The following is a 17,973-nucleotide window of genomic DNA, read 5'->3' as shown; positions in this document are numbered from 1 at the left end:
CCCCGGTGAACGACGGGCCCGAAGCACTCTCGTCTGCGGAACTGGTAGAGGATCTGTTTCGCAGGGAGTACGCGCACCTGGTCAGCGCGCTGATCCGGGTGCTGGGCCCATCGAACATCCCGCTCGCCGAGGACGTCGTCCATGACGCGCTGGTCAGCGCCATGCAGGCGTGGCGCTTCGGGCTGCCGAAGGACCCCAAGGCATGGATCGTCCGGGCGGCCCACAACCGGGCGGTCGACATCATCCGCCGGGAACAGCGGCGCCGCTCTCTGCTGCCCGAACTGGCGACGACGACCGCGCTGACCGACACCATCGAAGCGGCCCTGGCTCCGGCTGCCGAGGGAGCCGGCCAGTTGTCGATGATGTTCGCCGTTTGCGACCCCGGCCTGAGCCGCGAGACGCACGTCACCATGATCCTCCGGTGGCTGTGCGGGCTGTCGCCCAAGGAGATCGGTCAAGCGTTCCTCGTGGACACCCAGACCATCGATCGACGCCTGCATCGCGGTCGCGGACGTCTGCGTGAGCTGGGCCGGTTGCCCGACGTGGACGACCTGCCCGACCTCGACACCCGGCGGGGCTCGGTCCTGCGATCGCTGTACCTGCTGTTCAACGAGGGCTATCACGGCAGCAACCCGCAGGACCCGGTGCGTCCTTTCATGTGCGACGACGCCCTGCGTCTCACCGAGTTGCTGCTGCAGGCCAAGTCGACTGCCCATCCGGACATCCACGCCTTGGCCGCCCTGTTCTGCTTCGGCACCGCTCGACTGTCGACGCGCATGGACGAGCACGGGGTGTTCGTCCCCCTGGAGGACCAGGACCGGAGCCGCTGGGATCGGGCGCGTATCGAGCGCGGTCTGGTCCATCTCGCCCACGCGGCCACCGGGGATCACCTGTCCCGCTGGCATCTGGAGGCCGGCATCGCCTGCGAGCACGCGATCGCGCCGTCGGTCCAGGAGACGGACTGGGAGAGGATCATCGGCTTCTACCAGGTCCTCGCCGAACGGTCCTGGAGCCCCGTCGTGGCGCTCAACCGCGCGCTGGCCGTGGCCGAACGGGACGGCGTCGACGACGGCCGCCGCGAGCTGATCGCCCTGGCGGAAGAGCCCAAGCTGTCCCGGTACCCCTTCTACTGGGCCGCCCTTGCCGACCTGGAACGGCGGGCCGGCCGCCACGCCGCAGCCCGGGGGCACTACGAGCACGCGATCGCGCTGGCCCGCAGCACCGCCGAGCGGACGGCGTTCGAGCGGCGGATCGAGAGCCTGAAAATCTCCTAGCGGCGTGTCCGGTTCCGGCGCCCGCCATTCGTCCTCCTCCTGAGATCACCCGATCAGTCCAGGAGAGACCGATGCCAGAGCCGTCAACACACCGCATGAAGGACCCCCGCCGGCGACCGCGCGCCCAGGACCCGAACGAGCGGACGCAGCCGTGACCGCGGTGGAGATCGGCGCCGGCAAGGCCGCGCCATCGGGCCGGGCGCACCGGTGGCGGGCGTTCTCGCTGCTGGCCGTGGCGTACTTCATGACGGCGGTCGACATGCTGATCGTCAACGTCGCGTTGCCGACGATCGGCCGCAGGCTCAGCCTCGCGCAGGCGGACCTGCAGTGGGTGGTGACCGCCTACGCGCTCACCTTCGGCGGGTTCCTGCTGCTGGGCGGCCGAGCCGCTGACCTGCTCGGACGCAGGCGCGTGTTCACCGCCGGGCTGGCGTTGTTCACCGCGGCCTCGCTGGCCTGCGCCCTGGCCACCAGCGGCATCTTCCTGATCGTCATGCGGGGCGTCCAGGGCCTGGGCGCCGCCCTGGTGCTGCCCGCCGCGCTGTCGATCGTGATGAACATGTTCACCGAGGGCACCGAACGCAACAAGGCACTCGGCCTGTGGGGCGCCATCGGCGCCAGCGGCGCGACCGTCGGCGTGCTGGCCGGCGGCGCCCTCACCCGCTACGCCGGCTGGCCGTACATCTTCTACCTGAACGTGGTCGTCGGCGGGGCCGCGCTGCTCCTGACCCGGCGTGTGGTGCCGGAGAGCAGGCTGAGCGACGCACGCCGCCGCTACGACCCGCTCGGCGCCGTCACCGTGACCGCCGCTCTAGCGATCATGGTGTACGCCATCTCGCAGGCGCCGACCGCCGGGTGGACGGCCGCCCGGACCCTGGCGCCGATCGCGGCGTCGGCTGCCCTGCTGGTCGCGTTCGTGGCCATCGAAGCCAGGGCACAAGCGCCGCTGCTGCCGCTGCGCCTGTTCCGGCTGAGCACCCTCGCCGGGTCCAACGCCGTCGGGTTCCTGCTCGGCGCGAGCTTCTACGGGTACATCTTCATCGGCACCCTCTACATGCAGCAAGTGCTCGGCTACTCCGCGATGAGCACCGGCCTCGCCTGGCTCACCGTCGGCCTGACCGGAGTGGTCCTCGCCGGGCCGGCGCAGATGCTCGTCACCCGCACCTCCATCAGACTGGTGCTGGCGGCCGGACTGACCCTGACCGGCGCCGGGATCCTGTGGGCGACCCAGGCGCCCGCCCACGGCGGCTTCTGGGCGAGCCTGGCCGGCCCCTTCCTCCTCACCGGCACCGTCACCTGGATCTTCATTCCGGTATCGATCGGAGCCCTGGTCGGCGTCACCGAACGGGACGCGGGCGTCGCCTCCGGTCTCATCGACTCCTCCCAGCAACTCGGCGGCGCCGTCGGGATCGCCATCGCCTCCACCGTGGCGGCCACCCGCACCCGCGACCTCCGCATCCAGGGCCACACCATCGCAGGCGCGCTCACCGGCGGATTCCACACCGCCTTCTGGGTCTGCGGACTCGTCGCCCTGGCCGGAATCCCCATCGCCTTACTGCTCATCAGGCGTACCGACATCGCAGGGACCACCACCGTCCTGCAAAGCCAAGTCCCAGAGCCCGCGCCCGCCGACTGACCACCGCGGTCATCGCCGAGGCGGCCGGAAACCTCATCCACACAGAGCCAGGAGAACCACCGTGCGCAAACTCATCGAGTCGACGCTCGTCACGCTGGACGGCGTCATCGAAGCCCCTGAACACTGGGCCCTCTTCGACGCCGAGTCCTCGGCGTACTCGCTCGAACAACTCGGCAACCACGACGCGTTCGTCATGGGGCGGAAGACCTACGAGACCTTCTACGCCAACTGGGGCCACGTCACCGGCAACCCCTACATCGACCGCATCAACGCCATGCCCAAGCACGTCGCGTCCCGATCACTGGTCGAGACCACATGGAACGCCACCCTGCTGGGCCCCGACCCGTCCGGCGCGATCGCGAAGCTGAAGAAGCAGCCGGGCAAGGACCTCATCAAGTACGGCACCACTCGTTTCGACGCCACCCTCGTCCAAGACCACCTGATCGACGAGTTCCGCTTCTGGTACATGCCCGTCGTGGCCGGCTCGGGGCAACGGCTCTTCGAACACGTGGACACCGCAGGGCTGGACCTCAGGCTCACCAACGAGAAACGACTGCAGAACGGGTCGGTCATCCTCACCTATGTACCGCGCTGACCTCACCCGGCAGCCTGCGGCCGGCCGGTCCACGGCAGGGATGATGATCGCACCGCGGGCACGGTTCTTCCAGACATAACCCCACTACGCCGGGGGCCTTGACCGGCGCGTGTCGTTCCGGAACTGAGCAGATCCTCTGAACCGAAACGAAACGTCCAGGCCGGGCGCCGTTGCGCCCGGCCTGGATCCCATCGGTGAACCAGGTGACGACCGGACGGGCCGCGCTCGAAGCCACCACGGCGTTCCGCGGCTCGGGCCGCCGGGACCACCCGACGGCACTGGCGTTGCGGGCGAGGTTCAGGTGGCCGGCAGGGATGCGAGCCAGCCGGTCAGCAGCCGGTTCACCTCGTCGGGGCGTTCCCGCTGGATCCAGTGTCCGCACTCGTCGAGGATGTGGCAGGAGAGCAGGCCGGGCAGGGTGGTGGGGTAGGCGTCGATCGCGTCGGCCAGCCAGGTGGTGGAGGCGTCCTGCGCGCCGCCGATGAACAGGGACGGCTGGACGATGGGCGCCGCGTCCCAGGGGGCCAGGTCCTCCCAGTCCCGGTCCATGTTCCGGTAGCGGTTGAGAGCGCCGGTGAAACCGGTCCGTTCGAACTCCGCGGCGTAGAGGTCCAACTCCTGCCGACCGAGCCAGGACGGCGGGCCGGACGGGAACCGGTCGCGCAGCCGGGCCCCGGGCGCCACGAAATGGGGGTCGGGCCGGCCGGGCGCGGGCATGGTGTCGGCCGACAGCGCGGCGTAGAAGCCCGCCAGCCAGCCGCGGACGTCCGGTTCGATCTCGCCCTCGGCGCGGCCCGGCTCCTGGAAGTAGCCGACGTAGAACTCCTCCTCGCCGCCCATCGCGGCGAAGGTCTCGCTGGGCCGCGGGCCGCCGCGAGGGGTGTAGGGCACGCTCAGCAGCCCAACGGCGGTGAAGACCTCCGGCCGGACCAGGGCGCTGTCGGCGGCGATCGTCGCCCCCCAGTCGTGTCCGATGATGACCGCCGTCTCCTCGCCCAGGGCGTGCACCACCGCGACGTTGTCGGCGACCAGTTCCAGCATCCGGTAGGCCGCCACCGGCTCCGGCTTGGACGAGCGGCCGTACCCGCGCACGTCCACGGCCACCGCCCGGTAACCGGCGGCGGCCAGCACCGGGAGCTGGCGGCGCCAGCAATGCCAGGTCTCGGGGAATCCGTGCAGCAGCAGCACCAGCGGCCCCGCGCCCTGCTCGACCAGGTGGATCCGCCCCGCCGGGGACGGCACCATGCGGTGCGTCCGCGTGGCCTGAGCCGCCTGTGCCATGATTCCTCCTCAGCCGATCCTCGCCGCCGGTACATCACGATCATGTGCCAGGTTCCGCGATCCCGCGGACCCGCTTTGCCATTTCAGCAAGAAGCCCCGCTCGACCATGGCCCGGCAGGCCGTTCTCCGCCAGGGTCCGCCGGCTGTGGGGCCGCCCTGAAGAACTGCCGGTGTGAGCTGGACCTGGGCAACCTATGCGGCCGACCGTCCTACGAGCGTGCCGCGTGCCGGTTCAACGGGTGCGGCCGCATAGGCAACCGGGACCTGGGGCTGCGCCCAGCCTGGCTCCTATCCACTGAGGTCTTCTCAGCGAGTGGATCTTTCGGTCTGGTGCAACGGGCCGGGCGGTGCACCGAGTTCGGGGAGCCGTGAAGCCCCTGGTAGGGCAGGTCTGCCAAGATCATGTCCGGGAGAACCAGGGGTTTCACGTCGGTCACCTATGTTGCCGTGCCCGACGTCCCGCGCCCCGTGATGGAGCGCTTGGCCCGTCTGCCTGATGCGAACCGCAGGCGGCTGCGCACCCCGAAGGGCTCGCGGGCGCCGGGCTCGTTTCGCCAAGCGGTGCTGGTGCTGCGCTGGTTCCGCGAGCGTGGCTGCGTGCACTGCCTGGCCCGTGACGCCGGCGTCTTCCAGGCCACCGGCTACCCCTATCTACACGAGGGCATCGCCGCCGGCGAGCACACCGAACGTTCTCTGATCCTGGACCTGGCCCTCGCTCTGGCCGAGGACCGCCGCCGCGACATCATCCGCAAGACGAACAACGGCCTGGAAGCAGCCCGCCGTCTCTGCCGCCGACGATGGGCCTCGCGCCTGGCGCTGACCAGGTTCAACGCGCTCGCGTGCACTTGGTGACGGCGTCCTTGACGACAGGCCGACCCGCCCCGTCGCCCAGGCACTGACGGCCCCGGGCTGAACGCTGCAGGCGCGGCCTCGGACGGAGGGTTACCTCCAGCGGGCGATGAGCGGACGCATGTGCTCGTCATCCCCGGTTGCGCCGACGCTCCAAAGGCCGCCGCCGGGAACCGGCGCGAGCCCGAACAAGGACGCCTTTCCCACCGCCGGGACCGCTTGCCTCCGCCAGCCGGTCCGGGTGCGGCGCAGCGCATACGCCGTGTAGTCGGTCTCCGACGGCGTGAAGGTGTCGCCGACGGCAAGTGCCCGGCCGCCGCTCACCGCCATGTCGAACAGCTCACCGCGCCCGTCCGGTGTGTTCGCGGTGGACCATTCGCCGCCGTCCCAGTGCAGAAGCAGCGGGCGGCGGATCTCGGCGCCGTCGGGGGTGCGTTTGCCCCAGCCGGAGACCCAGACGTCGTTCGCCGCCACCATGCGCACGCTGGTGAGCCGGTTCGTCCATTCGCCGGTGGACGGCTCGGGCAGCCGCTTCCAGCCGCGCCCGTTCCAGTGCAGGAGCAGCAGTTGCTCGCGTTGGGCGTCGCCGCCCGTGAAGTCCGTCCCCGCGGCCCACACATCACGCGGGCCCTGCGCGTCGATGGCGTCGAGGCTGAAGTTGTCGCCGAGGTCGGGGAGCGGGACGTTCCGCCAGCGCTGTCCGTCCCACCGCTGGACGATCCCGCGCATGACCTCCGTGCCGCTGTCATAGGTACCGCCGGTGAGCCAGGCGTTCTCCGGGCCGACGGCCTTGACCGCTTCGGCGGCGGACTGCTGCGCGTCGGGGACCGCCTCGATCGGCACCGATGACCAATTCCGCCCGTCCCAGTGCAGGAGACCGCAGTCGGCCGACGCCCAGACATCGTTCGTGCTCGACGCGTTGACATGGTTGACGCGGCCGACCTTGGGGATGGGCGACTGCTGCCAGCGGCGCCCGTCCCAGCGCATCATGAGGGAGATGAAGGTGTCCCTGCCGTAGCAGTCTTCACCGGACGCGGCCACAGGGCGCCGGGGCATCATGGTCCCGGAGGTTTGCGGCAAAGCGGCACCGGAGGGTTGCGGGCCCGGGCTGTCCTCGTTGAGGGTGAACCCCCCGGCCCAGGCCGCGTCGGGTCCCGTCGTGCTGACGCTGAGCAGGTTCGCCCTTCCCCGGACGGGGACCTCGAAGCGCTGCCACCCGTCGGACCCTGCCGTCTTCACCGCGGGCGTCGCCTCTGTGCCGGCCATCGCCGCGGCCGCCGGTGGAGCCGCCACCACGGCCGCCAGCATCGTCGCGACGGCACCGGCGCGGATCACGCTGCCCTTCATGGCGGGCACGGGAGAACCTTCCATTCGTGAGAACTTCATCGAGGTCGTTCGCTTCTACCGCTGGCCGGCCCGGTCGACGAGCTTGGTGACCACGCGGGTGAGGGAGTACATGACGGTCCCCACCGGGACGTGGTAGCGGGGGTCCCTGCCCCTGGTCGCGGAGATCGGGGCGTTGCGGCCGGTGTTGACCGTCCGCTGCGCCACCATCTGGTACGTGGCCGGGTCCAGCAGGAACTGTTCGCCGAACCCGTGGGACAGCGCGATGGCCGACCGTCCGGCGCCGTCCTTGACGTTCCGGTCGATCTTGACGCCGGGGATTGCGGCCAGCACCCGGTAGAGAGCGGCCTGCGTCGCGGGCGGCATGGTGACCGGCGCGTCCCACAGCATCTGGGCGGCGTCGCGGAAGGCCTGGCCGTCCCGATCCTTGACCATCCGGTCCCGGGCGGGTGTGGCGTCCACCTCCTGATAGACCAGGGTGCGCAGCTTCCGGGGGTCGCTGGGCAGCGACATCAGACGGTCGGTTTCGGCCTTGGAGTTCTTGGCCCCCTCGCCCGTGTGGCGGTAGATCACCAGCTTGCCGTTCAGCAGGCTCGCGTCCTGCGAGCCGTCGAGCTTGATCCAGTCCTCCGAGTAGTGCGGCTTGGGGCCGTGTTCGGCGAGGGGCCCCATCTCGACCGCCTTGGTATACCACCACTGGCCGGGGCGTGGCGTGACGGGCGGGCGCGCCTCAGCCGTCTGCGCGGCCTTGCCCAGCACCTGTGCCGCGCTCACCAGCTGGACGGCGGGCGGCCGCGGCGGAACGGTCCCGTTCCCGCCGGTGCCGGCCACGACCACCGCGCCCGCGGCGACGGCCGCAGCCGTGACCGCCGAGGCGGCGATGCTCGCACGGTTGCGGAGCCGTCGCCGCCGCCCCCGCGCGAGGCCCCCGCTGACGAGCCCGTCCAGCGGCGTCTCCAGTCCTTCGGCGGTGCGGCGCATCGCCTCGGCCAGTCGGTCCTCCACCGCGTTCATTCCCGCTTCCCCATACATCTCGGCGTCCCGTTCCCGCGTCATCGGATGAACTCCTCGAACTCCTCGCCCAGCGCCTCGCGGAGCCTGTCCAGCGCCCGCATGCTGCGGTTGCGCACCGCCCCGCCGCTCAGCCGCAGCGCGGACGCCACGTCCTCCACGCTCATGTCCTCCCAGTAGCGCAGGACCAGCACGGCGCGGTCCTGCGGGGGAAGCTGCGCGAGGCCGTCCAGCAGCGTCACCCGCAGCGCTTGGTCGGGGTCGTAGGCGGCCGTTTCGGGCAGCCGCCCCGACGGCGTCTCCCGGTTGCTGTGCTTGCGCACATGCGACAGGTAGGTGCGCATCAGCACGGCCCGTGCGTAGGCGCTCGGGTTGTCGGCACGCTGCACGCGCCGCCACGACGCGTACAGCTTTCCCAGCGTCGTCTGCACCAGGTCCTCGGCCAGGTGCCGGTCCCCGCACAACAGGCAGGCGGTGCGAAACAACGAGGCGCCGCGCGCGGCGGCGAACTCGTGAAATCCATGCGGATCTTTGGCCATCGGGCCTTCCCAGCGTCGTTCGTCGGTTCCGTCCCTACAGACGCCGCGAGCCGATCGCTTTGTCACAAACGAAAAGGGGCGAATCCGCCGCCAGCCGACCGCAGAGCCCGGGCAGCGTCGGGAACCGAGGGTTTCCGGTTGCGCGGGCACGGTGACAAGGTCGAGGTCTTCTACGCGTTGGATGAGTTCCTGGTCGGCGGGCCGCTCCGGCACGCGATCGCGGGCACGATGCTCAACGTCGTCGACGACGAGGCCGGGGTCGGCATCGTGGACGGCCACGTGGTCCATCTCCACCCGTACCCGAACCGCCCCGGCGAACAGATGATCACCCCTCCCGCCGAGTGAGAATGCCGGTGTTCACTGGCAAGCTTGTGCGGCTGGGCTCTGGAACGGACGCCATGGTCGCTCCCGTCCTATCCGGAACAGGGTCCACCGGAGATCGCGTCACGAGGATGAACATGGGGATGCAGTCCATCTGGGTCGGCGAGAAGCGGCTGTGCCAGGTGACCGTTTCGGGCTTCCAGGACGTACCGGGGTTCGGTCTTCTTCCCGAGGGCCGGGTGAACGGAGGCGGGAAGATCCTGCGGGGTGCACGGGCGAGGCTGCTCCGGCACGGCGTGCTGATCGCCGAGGATCTCCGTATCGGGGCCCTGATGAGAAGGACCGCCCTCAACTCCCGGCTGGAGGCCAAGGAGCGGGTCGACATCCTGGGCCGTTGCATACTGGCCATCGGTCACCGGCACGTCTTCGACGGCGATCAGATCCAGGCCTATGTCCGCGCGAACCCGGCGGGAGTCCGAGCCGATCTTGTTCTGGGGTACCAGGATCCTTTCCCGGAACAACGGCGCCTGCTCGGACGAGCGGAGGTCCGCGAGGTCGCCGCTGATCCCCTGGCAGGGCCCGTCGCGCGGGCCGTCGTGGCCGAAGGCAGGCTGGCGGTCGGTGCCCGAGTGCGGGTGGTGCGCGACGGGCGGCCGGTCGTCGAGGCGCTGCGCCTGCTGGCCCTTGCGGACGGAGACGGCGGACCGCTGGACGAGCTTCCGCGGGGAAGTGCAGGGACCTTGGTCCTGGGCCACTTCGATGTGCGTCCCGGAGACATCGTCCAGGCGTATGACGTGCTGCCTGCGCGGCAGACCGAGGGACGCAAGCGGCTCCTCACCGTCATGTCCGCGGGGTCGAATGCCATGGTGGCCGTAGCGCGTGTCCAGCCGGTGCAGTTCTCGCCCCATGGAGGAGAGGAACTGGCCGTCGGGCACCGCGCACGGGTCCTGCGCGACCAGGTCGTCGTGGCCGACGGACTGACCATCGGCTTCGTCCACGAGCCGGGCATGCTCCGGGAGGTGGCCGTCGACTACGGCACCAAAGCGCGGGTCGGCTGGCTCGATGTCGGCCTCGACTTCCCCAGCCTCCAACATGGAGACGAGATCGAGCCGTATGAGGTCCTTTCCGCCGACCACGAGCCGGAACCGGAGATCAAGCGGCCCCAGAGCAGACGGTTCATGCTCGGCTTCACCGTGGGATGCGGCGCCGTCATCGCCTTGTTCGGTTCTTTGGACATCTGGGCGGGCGTAACGGCATGGCGGTCGTTCCGGACGCCGCCCACGGACGACACCAGCTTGGACTGGGGCTCGGCGCTGGGTCTCGCTCTGTTCTTCACCGTGATCACCGCCATGTGCACCTGGATCCTCGTCCTGGGCCACATTCGCCAGCGCCAATGGCGCGAGCGGGCACGCCGGCGAACCACCCCGCCGACAAAGCGGTCTAACGCGCGGTTCGACGTGCGGTGAGTGTCGGCTGTGGGCCGGCTCAGGTGGCCGCCGGCGCCGGCCGGGACGCGCCGCGCCGCGCCGAGAAGCGGGCGCATTGGCAGGACGCGATCGACGTCGTCACCGATGTTCGTCGACGAGCCGTTCGCCGGATGGCGGTTCGCCGTATCTCCGGCAAACTCGACGGTCCGGGTCCTTGCGCCGAGCGTTGCCCCGTTCGCCGCGCGGGGGCGCCGGGCCGTAACGACTTCGGTCCCCGGGGACCCGCGGGCGTGCGGGCGGTCCCAGAGACGGGTCTCTGTCCCGTTCCGTGCATAGTTCGTCGCGGCGCGCGCGGCCCGCCGCGACGGCATCACCTCGCTGTCGTGCCACCTGCAGGCGGAACGGCCTCTTCTTCCACGGACCCGCTCATCTACCACACGGCGGCATTGCAGGCGGCTTGGGATTCCGCCGTGGGCAAACCGGTGAGCACCATGGCGGGAACGCATACGGTGTGGGCGTGGCTGGGGGAGACGTTACGGGTCGGCAGCGCCGTCGACAGGGACGGTTCCGAGCGCGCAGTGGGATTCTGCCGGATGCCATCGAGGTAGTGACGCTCCGGCCAGTGTGCTGAGTGCGGCGTGATGTGACGTGATGTGTATCGATCAGGAGGAGACGGTGGGCCGACACGTCATGGCGGCGGCGGACGTGATCGCGCTGCTCGACGGGCTCAACGGCCGACAGGTGGATGCGCGCATCGGTGGCGGCTGGGGCGTGGACGCGCTGCTGGAGGAGCAGACACGCGAGCACTCCGACCTTGACCTGTGGGTGCCTGCCGCTCAGCTCCATCGGCTGTTCGTTGTGTTCGCGGACCGCGGCATCGACCGGATCTACCCTTGGCCGGGCGACCGGCCTTGGAACTTCGTCCTCCATGACGGCGACCGGCTCCGCGTCGACCTGCACCTCTACGAACCCTTTCCGGACGGATCGCTGCGCTACGGGTCGGCGGCCGACGGCGTGGTGTTCCCCGCGGAAGCGCTCGCCGGACGCGGGGTCATCGGCGGAACGCCAGTCCGCTGTGAGGACCCCCGCTGGGCGGTGCGCTGGCACACCGGCTTTCCGCCCCGAACCGTCGACCGCCATGACGTTCCCCGTCTTTGCGAGCGGTTCGGAATCGACCTACCGGACGCCTTCCGCTGAACAACCGCACATGACTTCGGGGCCGCTGGCGGACGCCACCCGCACAGCGCACCAAGCCCTGCATCGCCTCTGAGTGGGCGAGTGAACGGGGTGGAAGTTCAGGTGGGCTTTCGCCCCGTTCGGGCTGAGGCCACAATGCGCGCCATGCCTGCTCGGCGCGGTCTTCCTCGTCATCGTCCCCCCTGGCCGGCCGGGGCGGCCGGGCGAGACCCCGGCCGATCATCGCGGACGGCGGCGCCCTGGCCGACGGAACTCCCGGTCGACCGCTACCGGTGCATGGTCGGTGCTCACCGACGATCGGCACATCCCGATCCGCGGTCGCTGATCTCGTCCGTGATGCCGGTCACCTGTGCACGATAACCACTAAAAGGAAAAGGAGGCATTTTTCTTGCGATAACCGGCATCTCGCTTTGTGTGCGTTGATTTACTGCTTGTTCATGTGCCAGGCTTGCCGCGCTCCCGGCAGACGGCGGCCATCCGAGACCGAACGCGTCTCACCGGTGCCCCTGCCGGTGACGTCCTCTGCACGTGCTCAGGTGGAGAAGGCTGCTGTGACCCAACGCCGGGATGTCCACGGCGGGAGCGTGCCCGCGAAGAACCGGGGGCCATGCCGGTGAGCTGGTGGAGGCGCAGAGAACCGGGGCGGCCACCGCAGGCGGCACCGCCGCCCGCGCAGTTCGCGCCGCCCGCCCAACCCGTGCCACAGCCGACTGCGCAACCCGTGCCACAGCCGACTGCGCAACCCGTGCCACAGCCGACTGCGCAACCCGTGCCACAGCCGACTGCGCAACCCGTGCCACAGCCGACGGCGCAGCAAGTGGCACCGGCCCTGGCGCGACCCGCGGCGGACCCTTCCCACATGGTGGACCGCCGCGGCGACGCGGACGTGTGGCCCGAACTGTGCGAGCGCTTCTGCCTGCAGCTGCTCGTCCTGGCGGAGAAGATGCGTCCGGCGATGGACCTGCTGGAGCGCCAGGAGGAGGATCCCGAGCGGCTGGAGGCCCTGTACCAGATCGACCACGGCGTGACCCGGATGCGCAGGGCCGCCCGTGACCTGCGGGTGCTCGCGGGCCGCGACGGCGAGGAGCCGTCCGGCACGACACCTCCCTGCTGGACGTGGTGCGGATGGCGGAGTCGTCGATCGAGCAGTACCAGCAGGTCGCGATCCTGCGCGTGGTCGACCTCGCCGTTCCCGCCTACGCGGCGGAGGACCTGGCCTCGCTCGTCGCGGCGTTGCTGGACAACGCGACCCGGTACTCGCCGTCGAAGGTGACCGTCAGCGCGCATCTGCTCGACAACGGCGGCGTGATGATCCGCATCGAGGACTCGGGCATCGGCATGTCGGCGTCGCAGCTGGACGGGCTGAACGCCGCACTGGCCTCGCCCGTCCCGCCGATGACGCGGGAGACGTCCCGGCAGACCGGTTTCCCCGTGGTGCACCGGTTGGCGCGCCGGCACGGCGTCGGCGTCCGGCTCGCCGCCAGGACCGGCGGGACGGTCGCCATGGTGACCGTCCCGCCGTCGCTGCTCTGCGAGATCCGGCCCGACGAACCGCACGGGTCCGGCGTGGGTGAGGCGTCCGCGGGCCTGGCGCCCCTGGCCATGGCGCGTCGGGCGGAGCGCCCCGCCTCGGCGGCTCCGGCGGCTCCGGCGGCTCCGACGGTGGCGTCCCTGCGCGACGTCGCGGGCGAGCCCGACCTCGGCGGCCTGCCGCGCCGGGAACGCGCGAGCCTGCGCCCCGTCGCCGCGCCTCCCGCCCCGGCTCCGCCGTCCCAGCCGGGCGGGGACGCCCCGGCCGCCGGGCGCGGATCGTTCGCCGCCGACCTGGACGCCTTCGCTGCGGGAACGCGCGCCTACGGTGACGCGCCCGCCGGCGAGCCGCCCGGCACGCGCACCGAGGGGCCCGCCGCGGCGCGGGACGAGCACGACCGGGAGGAAGGACGGCAGTGAGCATCGCCTCCAAGGGACCCGCGGGGCCACAGGACTTCGGGTGGCTGCTCCGGCAGTTCGCCTCCTCGACGCCCGGCGTGACGTTCGCGCTGATCGTGTCGTCGGACGGGCTGGCGCTGGTCGAGTCGGGCGCGATGCCGTCCGACTTCGTCGACCCGATGGCCGCGCTGACCAGCGGGATGATCAGCCTGAGCAACAACATCGCCAAGCATGTCGGCGCGGGCGGCTGCGACCAGGTCATGCTGAAGTTCGCGACCGGGCACCTGCTGTTCATGGGCATCGGCCAGCTGGCCGGGCTCGTGGTGGTGGTCGGCGAGGGCGCCAACCTCGGCGCCGTCGCCCACGAGATGACGAAGTTCGTGCACGGCGTCGGGCACGTCCTCACCCCGCAGATGCGCGACGACCTGCGCCGCATGACCGAGCAGGCGATGCCGTGACCGCCGCGAATCCGTGGGTGCGGCCGTACGTGCTGACGGGGGGACGGACCCGGGGCAGGCGGCACCTGCTGGTGCACACGGTGGTCTCCGGCGGCGGATACGACGCGGCGTTCGCCGAGCGGCTGCTGCCCGAGGCCCGGGCGCTGTACGAGCGGGTGCACACCGTCAGCGAGTCGGTCGCCGAACTGTCCGCCCACTGCGGCGTGTCGCTCGGGGTCACCCGCGTCCTGCTCGCCGACCTCGCCGCCGGCGACCGGGTCGTGATCGCCGCGGAGGGCGCCTCGCCGTACGACCCGCACGTCCTGGAGAGAGTGATCGATGGTCTACGCGAGCTCGCCTGACCCCTCCGGCGGCAGGCCGCCGGCCGGCGTCCCGCGGACGGGCCCGGCGGTCCCGCCGGACCGGCGCGGCGCGGCGCCCCGCACCTCGGTCAAGATCGTCGTCGCGGGCGGGTTCGGCGTCGGCAAGACGACGCTGGTGGAGTCGATCTCGCAGATCCCGCCGGTGAACACCGAGGCGTGGATGACGCAGGCCGCCAAGACCATCGACCCGCTCGCGGAGGCCGACGGCAAGACCACCACCACCGTGGCGATGGACTTCGGCCGCGTCACGCTGTCCTCCGACCTGGTGCTGTACCTGTTCGGGACGCCCGGCCAGCCGAGGTTCTGGCCCATGTGGGACGACCTGTGCCGCGGGGCCAGCGGCGCCGTCGTCCTGGTGGACACGCGGCGGCTGGAGGTCTCGTTCGCGGCCGTCAACTACTTCGAGAACGACTCCGACGTGCCGTTCATCGTGGCGGTGAACCTGTTCGACGGGCGGCAGACCCATGCGCTGCCCCAGGTCAGGGAGGCGCTGCGGCTGCAGCCCGGGGTGCCCCTGGTCACCTGCGACGCCCGCGACCGGGGGTCGGTCGTGCAGACGCTCACCACGACGCTCGGCCACACTCTGGACACCACCGCGGGCCGCGGCACCGGCAGGCTCGCCGCCCGGTGACCCCGGCCCCCGTCCGCCGGAACGCAGGCCGGGGCCGCACGCCCGCACGTCCAGGCGAAGGCGCCCCGGCCCGAGGAGGAAGCATTGCGAAGGATCCTGATCGTCGGAGCCGGGCAGGCCGGCCTGCAACTGGCCCTCAGCCTGCAGTCCGAGGGATACGAGGTCACGCTGATGTCGGCGCGGACGCCGGAGGAGATCCGGTACGGCCGCATCATGTCCACCCAGTGCATCTTCTGGCCGCAGCTGCAGATCGAGCGCGACCACGGGCTGAACCTGTGGGAGGAGCAGGCGCCGCGGATCGTCGCCCAGCGGGTCACGGTGGCGGACCCGCCCGGAACGCGCGCCTTCCAGACGCTCGGCCGCTGGGACCACTACGCGCAGTCGGTGGACCAGCGGGTCAAGATGGCGGGCTGGATGGAGCTGTTCGAGCAGCGCGGCGGCAACGTCGTCTACCACAGCGTCATGACGTCGGACCTGGAAGGCCTCTGCGCCCTCTACGACCTGACGATCATCGCGGCGGGCAAGGGCGAGCTGGTGGAACTCTTCGACCGCGACCCGGACCGTTCGCCCTATGACCGCCCGCAGCGGCAGCTCTCCTGCATCTACCTGCACGGGATGACGCCGTGGCCCGACCACCCCGAGCCGCATGTGCGGATCACCGCCACGCCCGAGATCGGCGAGCTGTTCTTCATGCCGGGCTACACCAACACAGGACCCTGCGACATCCTGCTCTGGGAGGCCGTGCCCGGCGGCCCGTTCGACTGCTGGCAGGACCGTCCGAACCCCGCGGACCATCTCGCCCGCACCCTGGAGCTGATGCGCCGGTACGCGCCATGGGAGTACGAACGCACCGTCGATGCCGAGCCCACCGACGCGCGCTGCACCCTCTACGGCGGGTACGCACCGGTCGTGCGGCATCCGGTCGGGAGACTGTCGGCGTCCGCGCTCGTCCTCGGCATGGGCGACGTGGTCGTGGCCAACGACCCGGTGACCGGCCAGGGCGCCAACAACGCGACCCGCTGCGCCGAAATCTACTTCCGGTCGATCCTCGGCCACGGCGACCGGCCGTTCGACGCCGCGTGGATGCAGCGGACGTTCGACGCCTACTGGGAGTACGCCAGATACCCGACCGCCTACACCAACATGATGCTCGGGCCGCTGCCCGAACATGTGCAGAAGGTCCTGGCGCTCGCGGCGACGAACGAGGCCGTCGCCCACCGGTTCGCCCACGGCTACGCCAACCCCGCCGACTTCGACAACTGGCTGCTCGACCCTGCCAAGACCGAGGCCTACCTCGCGACGGTCACCGGCGACCGGTGACCACCGCCCGCCCCGGCCGGCCGATGCCGGTTGTAGAAGGCCTCGAACTCGCGGAGGGTGTGGAGCAGGTGCCGCTGGTTCCAGATCAACGTCCAGTCGAGAGGTTCGCGGCTGCAGGTCTGGACCCACCGTTCCGTCACCGCGTTCATTCTCGGCATCCGCACCCCGGTGCGGGCCGGCGCTGACGTAGCCCATGTCGGCCGGCACGAGGATCCCGGAGGCGGCCAGTTCACGAGTGTTCGGTGGTCGGGCCATCAGGGCCGACGGCCGCTTTCCGCGGCTGGCCTGATGCGCCCGGTGCCCCACCAGGCCACCGCGGCGCCGAGGAGGTACAGCCCGGCGCAGGCCACCATGCCCACGTCGAACCCGCGGTCCAGCGCCTCCGGATTGTGGGTGGCGTCCTGAGGGAGGTTCGCCAGCGGCGGTAGCACCGCCACGACCAGCAGTCCGGCCGCGCGGGCGACACCATTGTTGACGCCGCTGGCGATGCCGGCGCGGTCGCCGGCGACGGCGGACAGCACGGTGACGCTGATCGGGGCGGTGATCGCCGAGATGCCCAGGCCCGCGCCGAGGACGACGGGGAGCACCTCGGCCAGGTAGGAGGCGTCCGCGCCGATCCGCACCGCCAGCAGGGCCGCGGCCGCGCAGGTCACGGACCCGGCCGTGAGCAGGACGCGGGGGCCGGCGCGGGCGACGAGCGTTCCCGTGCGGGGAGACAGGACCAGCACGACTGCGGTGATCGGCAGCAGCGCCAGCCCGGTCGCCAGCGGCGAGTAGCCGGCGGTGATCTGGAGCTGCATGGGTAGGAGGAAGAACATCCCGGCGACCGCGCCATAGAGGCAGAACGACGCCAGGTTCGCCGCGCTGAACTCCCGGACGGCGAACAGCTCCAACGGCAGCATCGGCGCCGCGGCTCGCCGCTCGACCAGTACGAAGGCGGCCATCCCGAGCAGGCCGATCGCGGCGGCGGCCGCCGCGGGCGGCCCGCCGGCGGCGTCGGTGAGGCCGTAGGTCAGGCCGCCGAACCCGATCGCCGCCAGGACGGCCCCGGCCACGTCGAGGCGGCCGCGCTCGGCCGTCCCGCCGGCATCGGGGACGTGCCGGGCCACCAGCGACGCCACCACCGCCGCGATCGGGACGTTGATCCAGAACACCCAGCGCCAGCCCGCGGCATCGACCACCACGCCGCCGAGCAGCGGACCGGCCGCCCCCGCCACCCCGCTCATGCCCGACCAGGCGCCGACCGCCCGCGCCCGGTCGCCAGGGTGGAACGCGGCCTGGATGAGGGCCAGCGACCCCGGCACGAGCAACGCGCCGCCGACGCCCTGCACCGCCCGCGCGGTGATCAGCCAGCCGATGCCCGGGGCGAAGCCGCCCAGCAGCGAGCCGGTCGCGAAAAGGGCGAGTCCGGCCAGGTAGATCCGCCGCCGCCCGTAACGGTCCCCGAGCGCGGCGCCGAAGAGGATCAGTCCCGTCAGCGCCAGCGCGAACGCGTTCACCGTCCACTGCATCCCGGCCATGCCCGCGCCCAGGTCGCGCGCCATCGGAGGCAGCGCGACGTTGAGCACCGTGGTCTCCAGCAGCACCAGACCTGCGCCGAGCGCCGTGGCCACGACCACCCACCGGCCGGCGGGCTGCGAGAGCCGCAGCCCGTCCGAGGCGTCGACGGGCGTCCTGATCACCTGGGTCACGGGTCCTCCTCGGCGGCGCGACCGGCTGCCCCGTCCACACCGAACTCCCTGCCTGATCCCTTCCTTCGAGCGTGCAGGGCGGCGAGATCGACCAGCAACACCGTTGTG

18 protein-coding genes are annotated in these 17,973 nt (G+C 71.3%); 12 read left to right on the top strand and 6 right to left on the bottom strand.

Annotated features, from left to right (window positions below):
* Nucleotides 1-5: 5 nt before the first annotated feature.
* From QP089_RS07490 to QP089_RS07480, 3 genes are all read left to right on the top strand, one after another.
* Nucleotides 6-1,274 carry an RNA polymerase sigma factor gene (locus QP089_RS07490; RefSeq protein ID WP_285910614.1) on the top strand — a complete coding sequence of 423 codons (1,269 nt, stop codon included), beginning with the start codon at nt 6-8 and terminating at the stop codon, nt 1,272-1,274.
* Between the two features lie 151 nt (nt 1,275-1,425).
* The gene (locus QP089_RS07485) at nt 1,426-2,910 is read left to right on the top strand and encodes an MFS transporter (protein ID WP_285910612.1); all 1,485 of its coding nucleotides are present in this window, start codon (nt 1,426-1,428) and stop codon (nt 2,908-2,910) included.
* A gap of 61 nt (nt 2,911-2,971) precedes the next feature.
* Nucleotides 2,972-3,505: a dihydrofolate reductase family protein gene (locus QP089_RS07480; RefSeq protein ID WP_285910611.1), complete on the top strand. Its 534-nt coding sequence runs from the start codon at nt 2,972-2,974 to the stop codon at nt 3,503-3,505.
* Nucleotides 3,506-3,802: 297 nt separating this feature from the next.
* Here QP089_RS07480 and QP089_RS07475 read toward each other — a convergent pair whose 3' ends face one another.
* The gene (locus QP089_RS07475) at nt 3,803-4,786 is read right to left on the bottom strand and encodes an alpha/beta fold hydrolase (RefSeq protein WP_285910610.1); all 984 of its coding nucleotides are present in this window, start codon (nt 4,784-4,786) and stop codon (nt 3,803-3,805) included.
* A gap of 480 nt (nt 4,787-5,266) precedes the next feature.
* On the opposite strand from QP089_RS07475, the gene QP089_RS49015 reads away from it, so the two are divergent.
* Nucleotides 5,267-5,638 carry a hypothetical protein gene (locus QP089_RS49015; RefSeq protein WP_446474012.1) on the top strand — a complete coding sequence of 124 codons (372 nt, stop codon included), beginning with the start codon at nt 5,267-5,269 and terminating at the stop codon, nt 5,636-5,638.
* A 90-nt stretch (nt 5,639-5,728) separates the two neighbouring features.
* On the opposite strand, the gene QP089_RS07465 is transcribed toward QP089_RS49015, so the two are convergent.
* The 3 genes from QP089_RS07465 to QP089_RS07455 are packed head-to-tail and all read right to left on the bottom strand — an operon-like array spanning nt 5,729 to nt 8,529.
* The gene (locus QP089_RS07465) at nt 5,729-6,991 is read right to left on the bottom strand and encodes a hypothetical protein (protein ID WP_285910609.1); all 1,263 of its coding nucleotides are present in this window, start codon (nt 6,989-6,991) and stop codon (nt 5,729-5,731) included.
* Between the two features lie 45 nt (nt 6,992-7,036).
* Nucleotides 7,037-8,035 carry a CU044_5270 family protein gene (locus tag QP089_RS07460; RefSeq protein ID WP_285910608.1) on the bottom strand — a complete coding sequence of 333 codons (999 nt, stop codon included), beginning with the start codon at nt 8,033-8,035 and terminating at the stop codon, nt 7,037-7,039.
* On the bottom strand, nt 8,032-8,529 hold the full coding sequence (locus QP089_RS07455) for a SigE family RNA polymerase sigma factor (RefSeq protein WP_285910607.1): 498 nt from the start codon (nt 8,527-8,529) through the stop codon (nt 8,032-8,034). The genes QP089_RS07460 and QP089_RS07455 overlap by 4 nt, the downstream gene beginning before the upstream one ends.
* A 138-nt stretch (nt 8,530-8,667) precedes the next feature.
* On the opposite strand from QP089_RS07455, the gene QP089_RS07450 reads away from it, so the two are divergent.
* From QP089_RS07450 to QP089_RS07415, 8 genes are all read left to right on the top strand, one after another.
* Nucleotides 8,668-8,874, top strand: coding sequence for a hypothetical protein (locus QP089_RS07450; protein WP_285910606.1), 207 nt, complete (start codon nt 8,668-8,670; stop codon nt 8,872-8,874).
* A gap of 113 nt (nt 8,875-8,987) precedes the next feature.
* Entirely contained in the window at nt 8,988-10,316 is a 1,329-nt protein-coding gene (locus QP089_RS07445) for a hypothetical protein (protein ID WP_285910605.1), read from the top strand.
* Between the two features lie 636 nt (nt 10,317-10,952).
* Nucleotides 10,953-11,474, top strand: a complete 522-nt coding sequence (locus QP089_RS07440) for a nucleotidyltransferase domain-containing protein (protein WP_285910604.1) — start codon at nt 10,953-10,955, stop codon at nt 11,472-11,474.
* A 1,125-nt stretch (nt 11,475-12,599) separates the two neighbouring features.
* On the top strand, nt 12,600-13,424 hold the full coding sequence (locus QP089_RS07435; RefSeq protein ID WP_285910603.1) for an ATP-binding protein: 825 nt from the start codon (nt 12,600-12,602) through the stop codon (nt 13,422-13,424).
* Nucleotides 13,421-13,861: a roadblock/LC7 domain-containing protein gene (locus QP089_RS07430; RefSeq protein ID WP_285910602.1), complete on the top strand. Its 441-nt coding sequence runs from the start codon at nt 13,421-13,423 to the stop codon at nt 13,859-13,861. The genes QP089_RS07435 and QP089_RS07430 overlap by 4 nt, the downstream gene beginning before the upstream one ends.
* Nucleotides 13,858-14,202: a DUF742 domain-containing protein gene (locus QP089_RS07425; RefSeq protein ID WP_285910601.1), complete on the top strand. Its 345-nt coding sequence runs from the start codon at nt 13,858-13,860 to the stop codon at nt 14,200-14,202. Before QP089_RS07430 ends, QP089_RS07425 begins: the two co-directional genes overlap by 4 nt.
* A complete protein-coding gene (locus QP089_RS07420) occupies nt 14,180-14,854 on the top strand; it encodes a GTP-binding protein (protein WP_285910600.1) in 675 nt (224 codons plus the stop codon). Before QP089_RS07425 ends, QP089_RS07420 begins: the two co-directional genes overlap by 23 nt.
* An 84-nt stretch (nt 14,855-14,938) precedes the next feature.
* Nucleotides 14,939-16,174: a styrene monooxygenase/indole monooxygenase family protein gene (locus tag QP089_RS07415; RefSeq protein ID WP_285910599.1), complete on the top strand. Its 1,236-nt coding sequence runs from the start codon at nt 14,939-14,941 to the stop codon at nt 16,172-16,174.
* Here the strand turns inward: QP089_RS07415 and QP089_RS07410 are convergent.
* Together QP089_RS07410 and QP089_RS07405 are read right to left on the bottom strand one after the other, a co-directional pair.
* Entirely contained in the window at nt 16,144-16,314 is a 171-nt protein-coding gene (locus QP089_RS07410; RefSeq protein ID WP_285910597.1) for a hypothetical protein, read from the bottom strand. The two genes, QP089_RS07415 and QP089_RS07410, sit on opposite strands and share 31 nt — an antisense overlap.
* Before the next feature lie 114 nt (nt 16,315-16,428).
* On the bottom strand, nt 16,429-17,865 hold the full coding sequence (locus QP089_RS07405; protein ID WP_285910596.1) for an MFS transporter: 1,437 nt from the start codon (nt 17,863-17,865) through the stop codon (nt 16,429-16,431).
* Between the last annotated feature and the right edge of the window lie 108 nt (nt 17,866-17,973).

Origin of the sequence: Actinomadura opuntiae, from assembly GCF_030283205.1 — a bacterium.
Lineage (GTDB): Bacteria > Actinomycetota > Actinomycetes > Streptosporangiales > Streptosporangiaceae > Spirillospora.
Note: the sequence above shows the minus strand (reverse complement) of the source record. Positions and strands in the feature narration are given on the sequence as shown.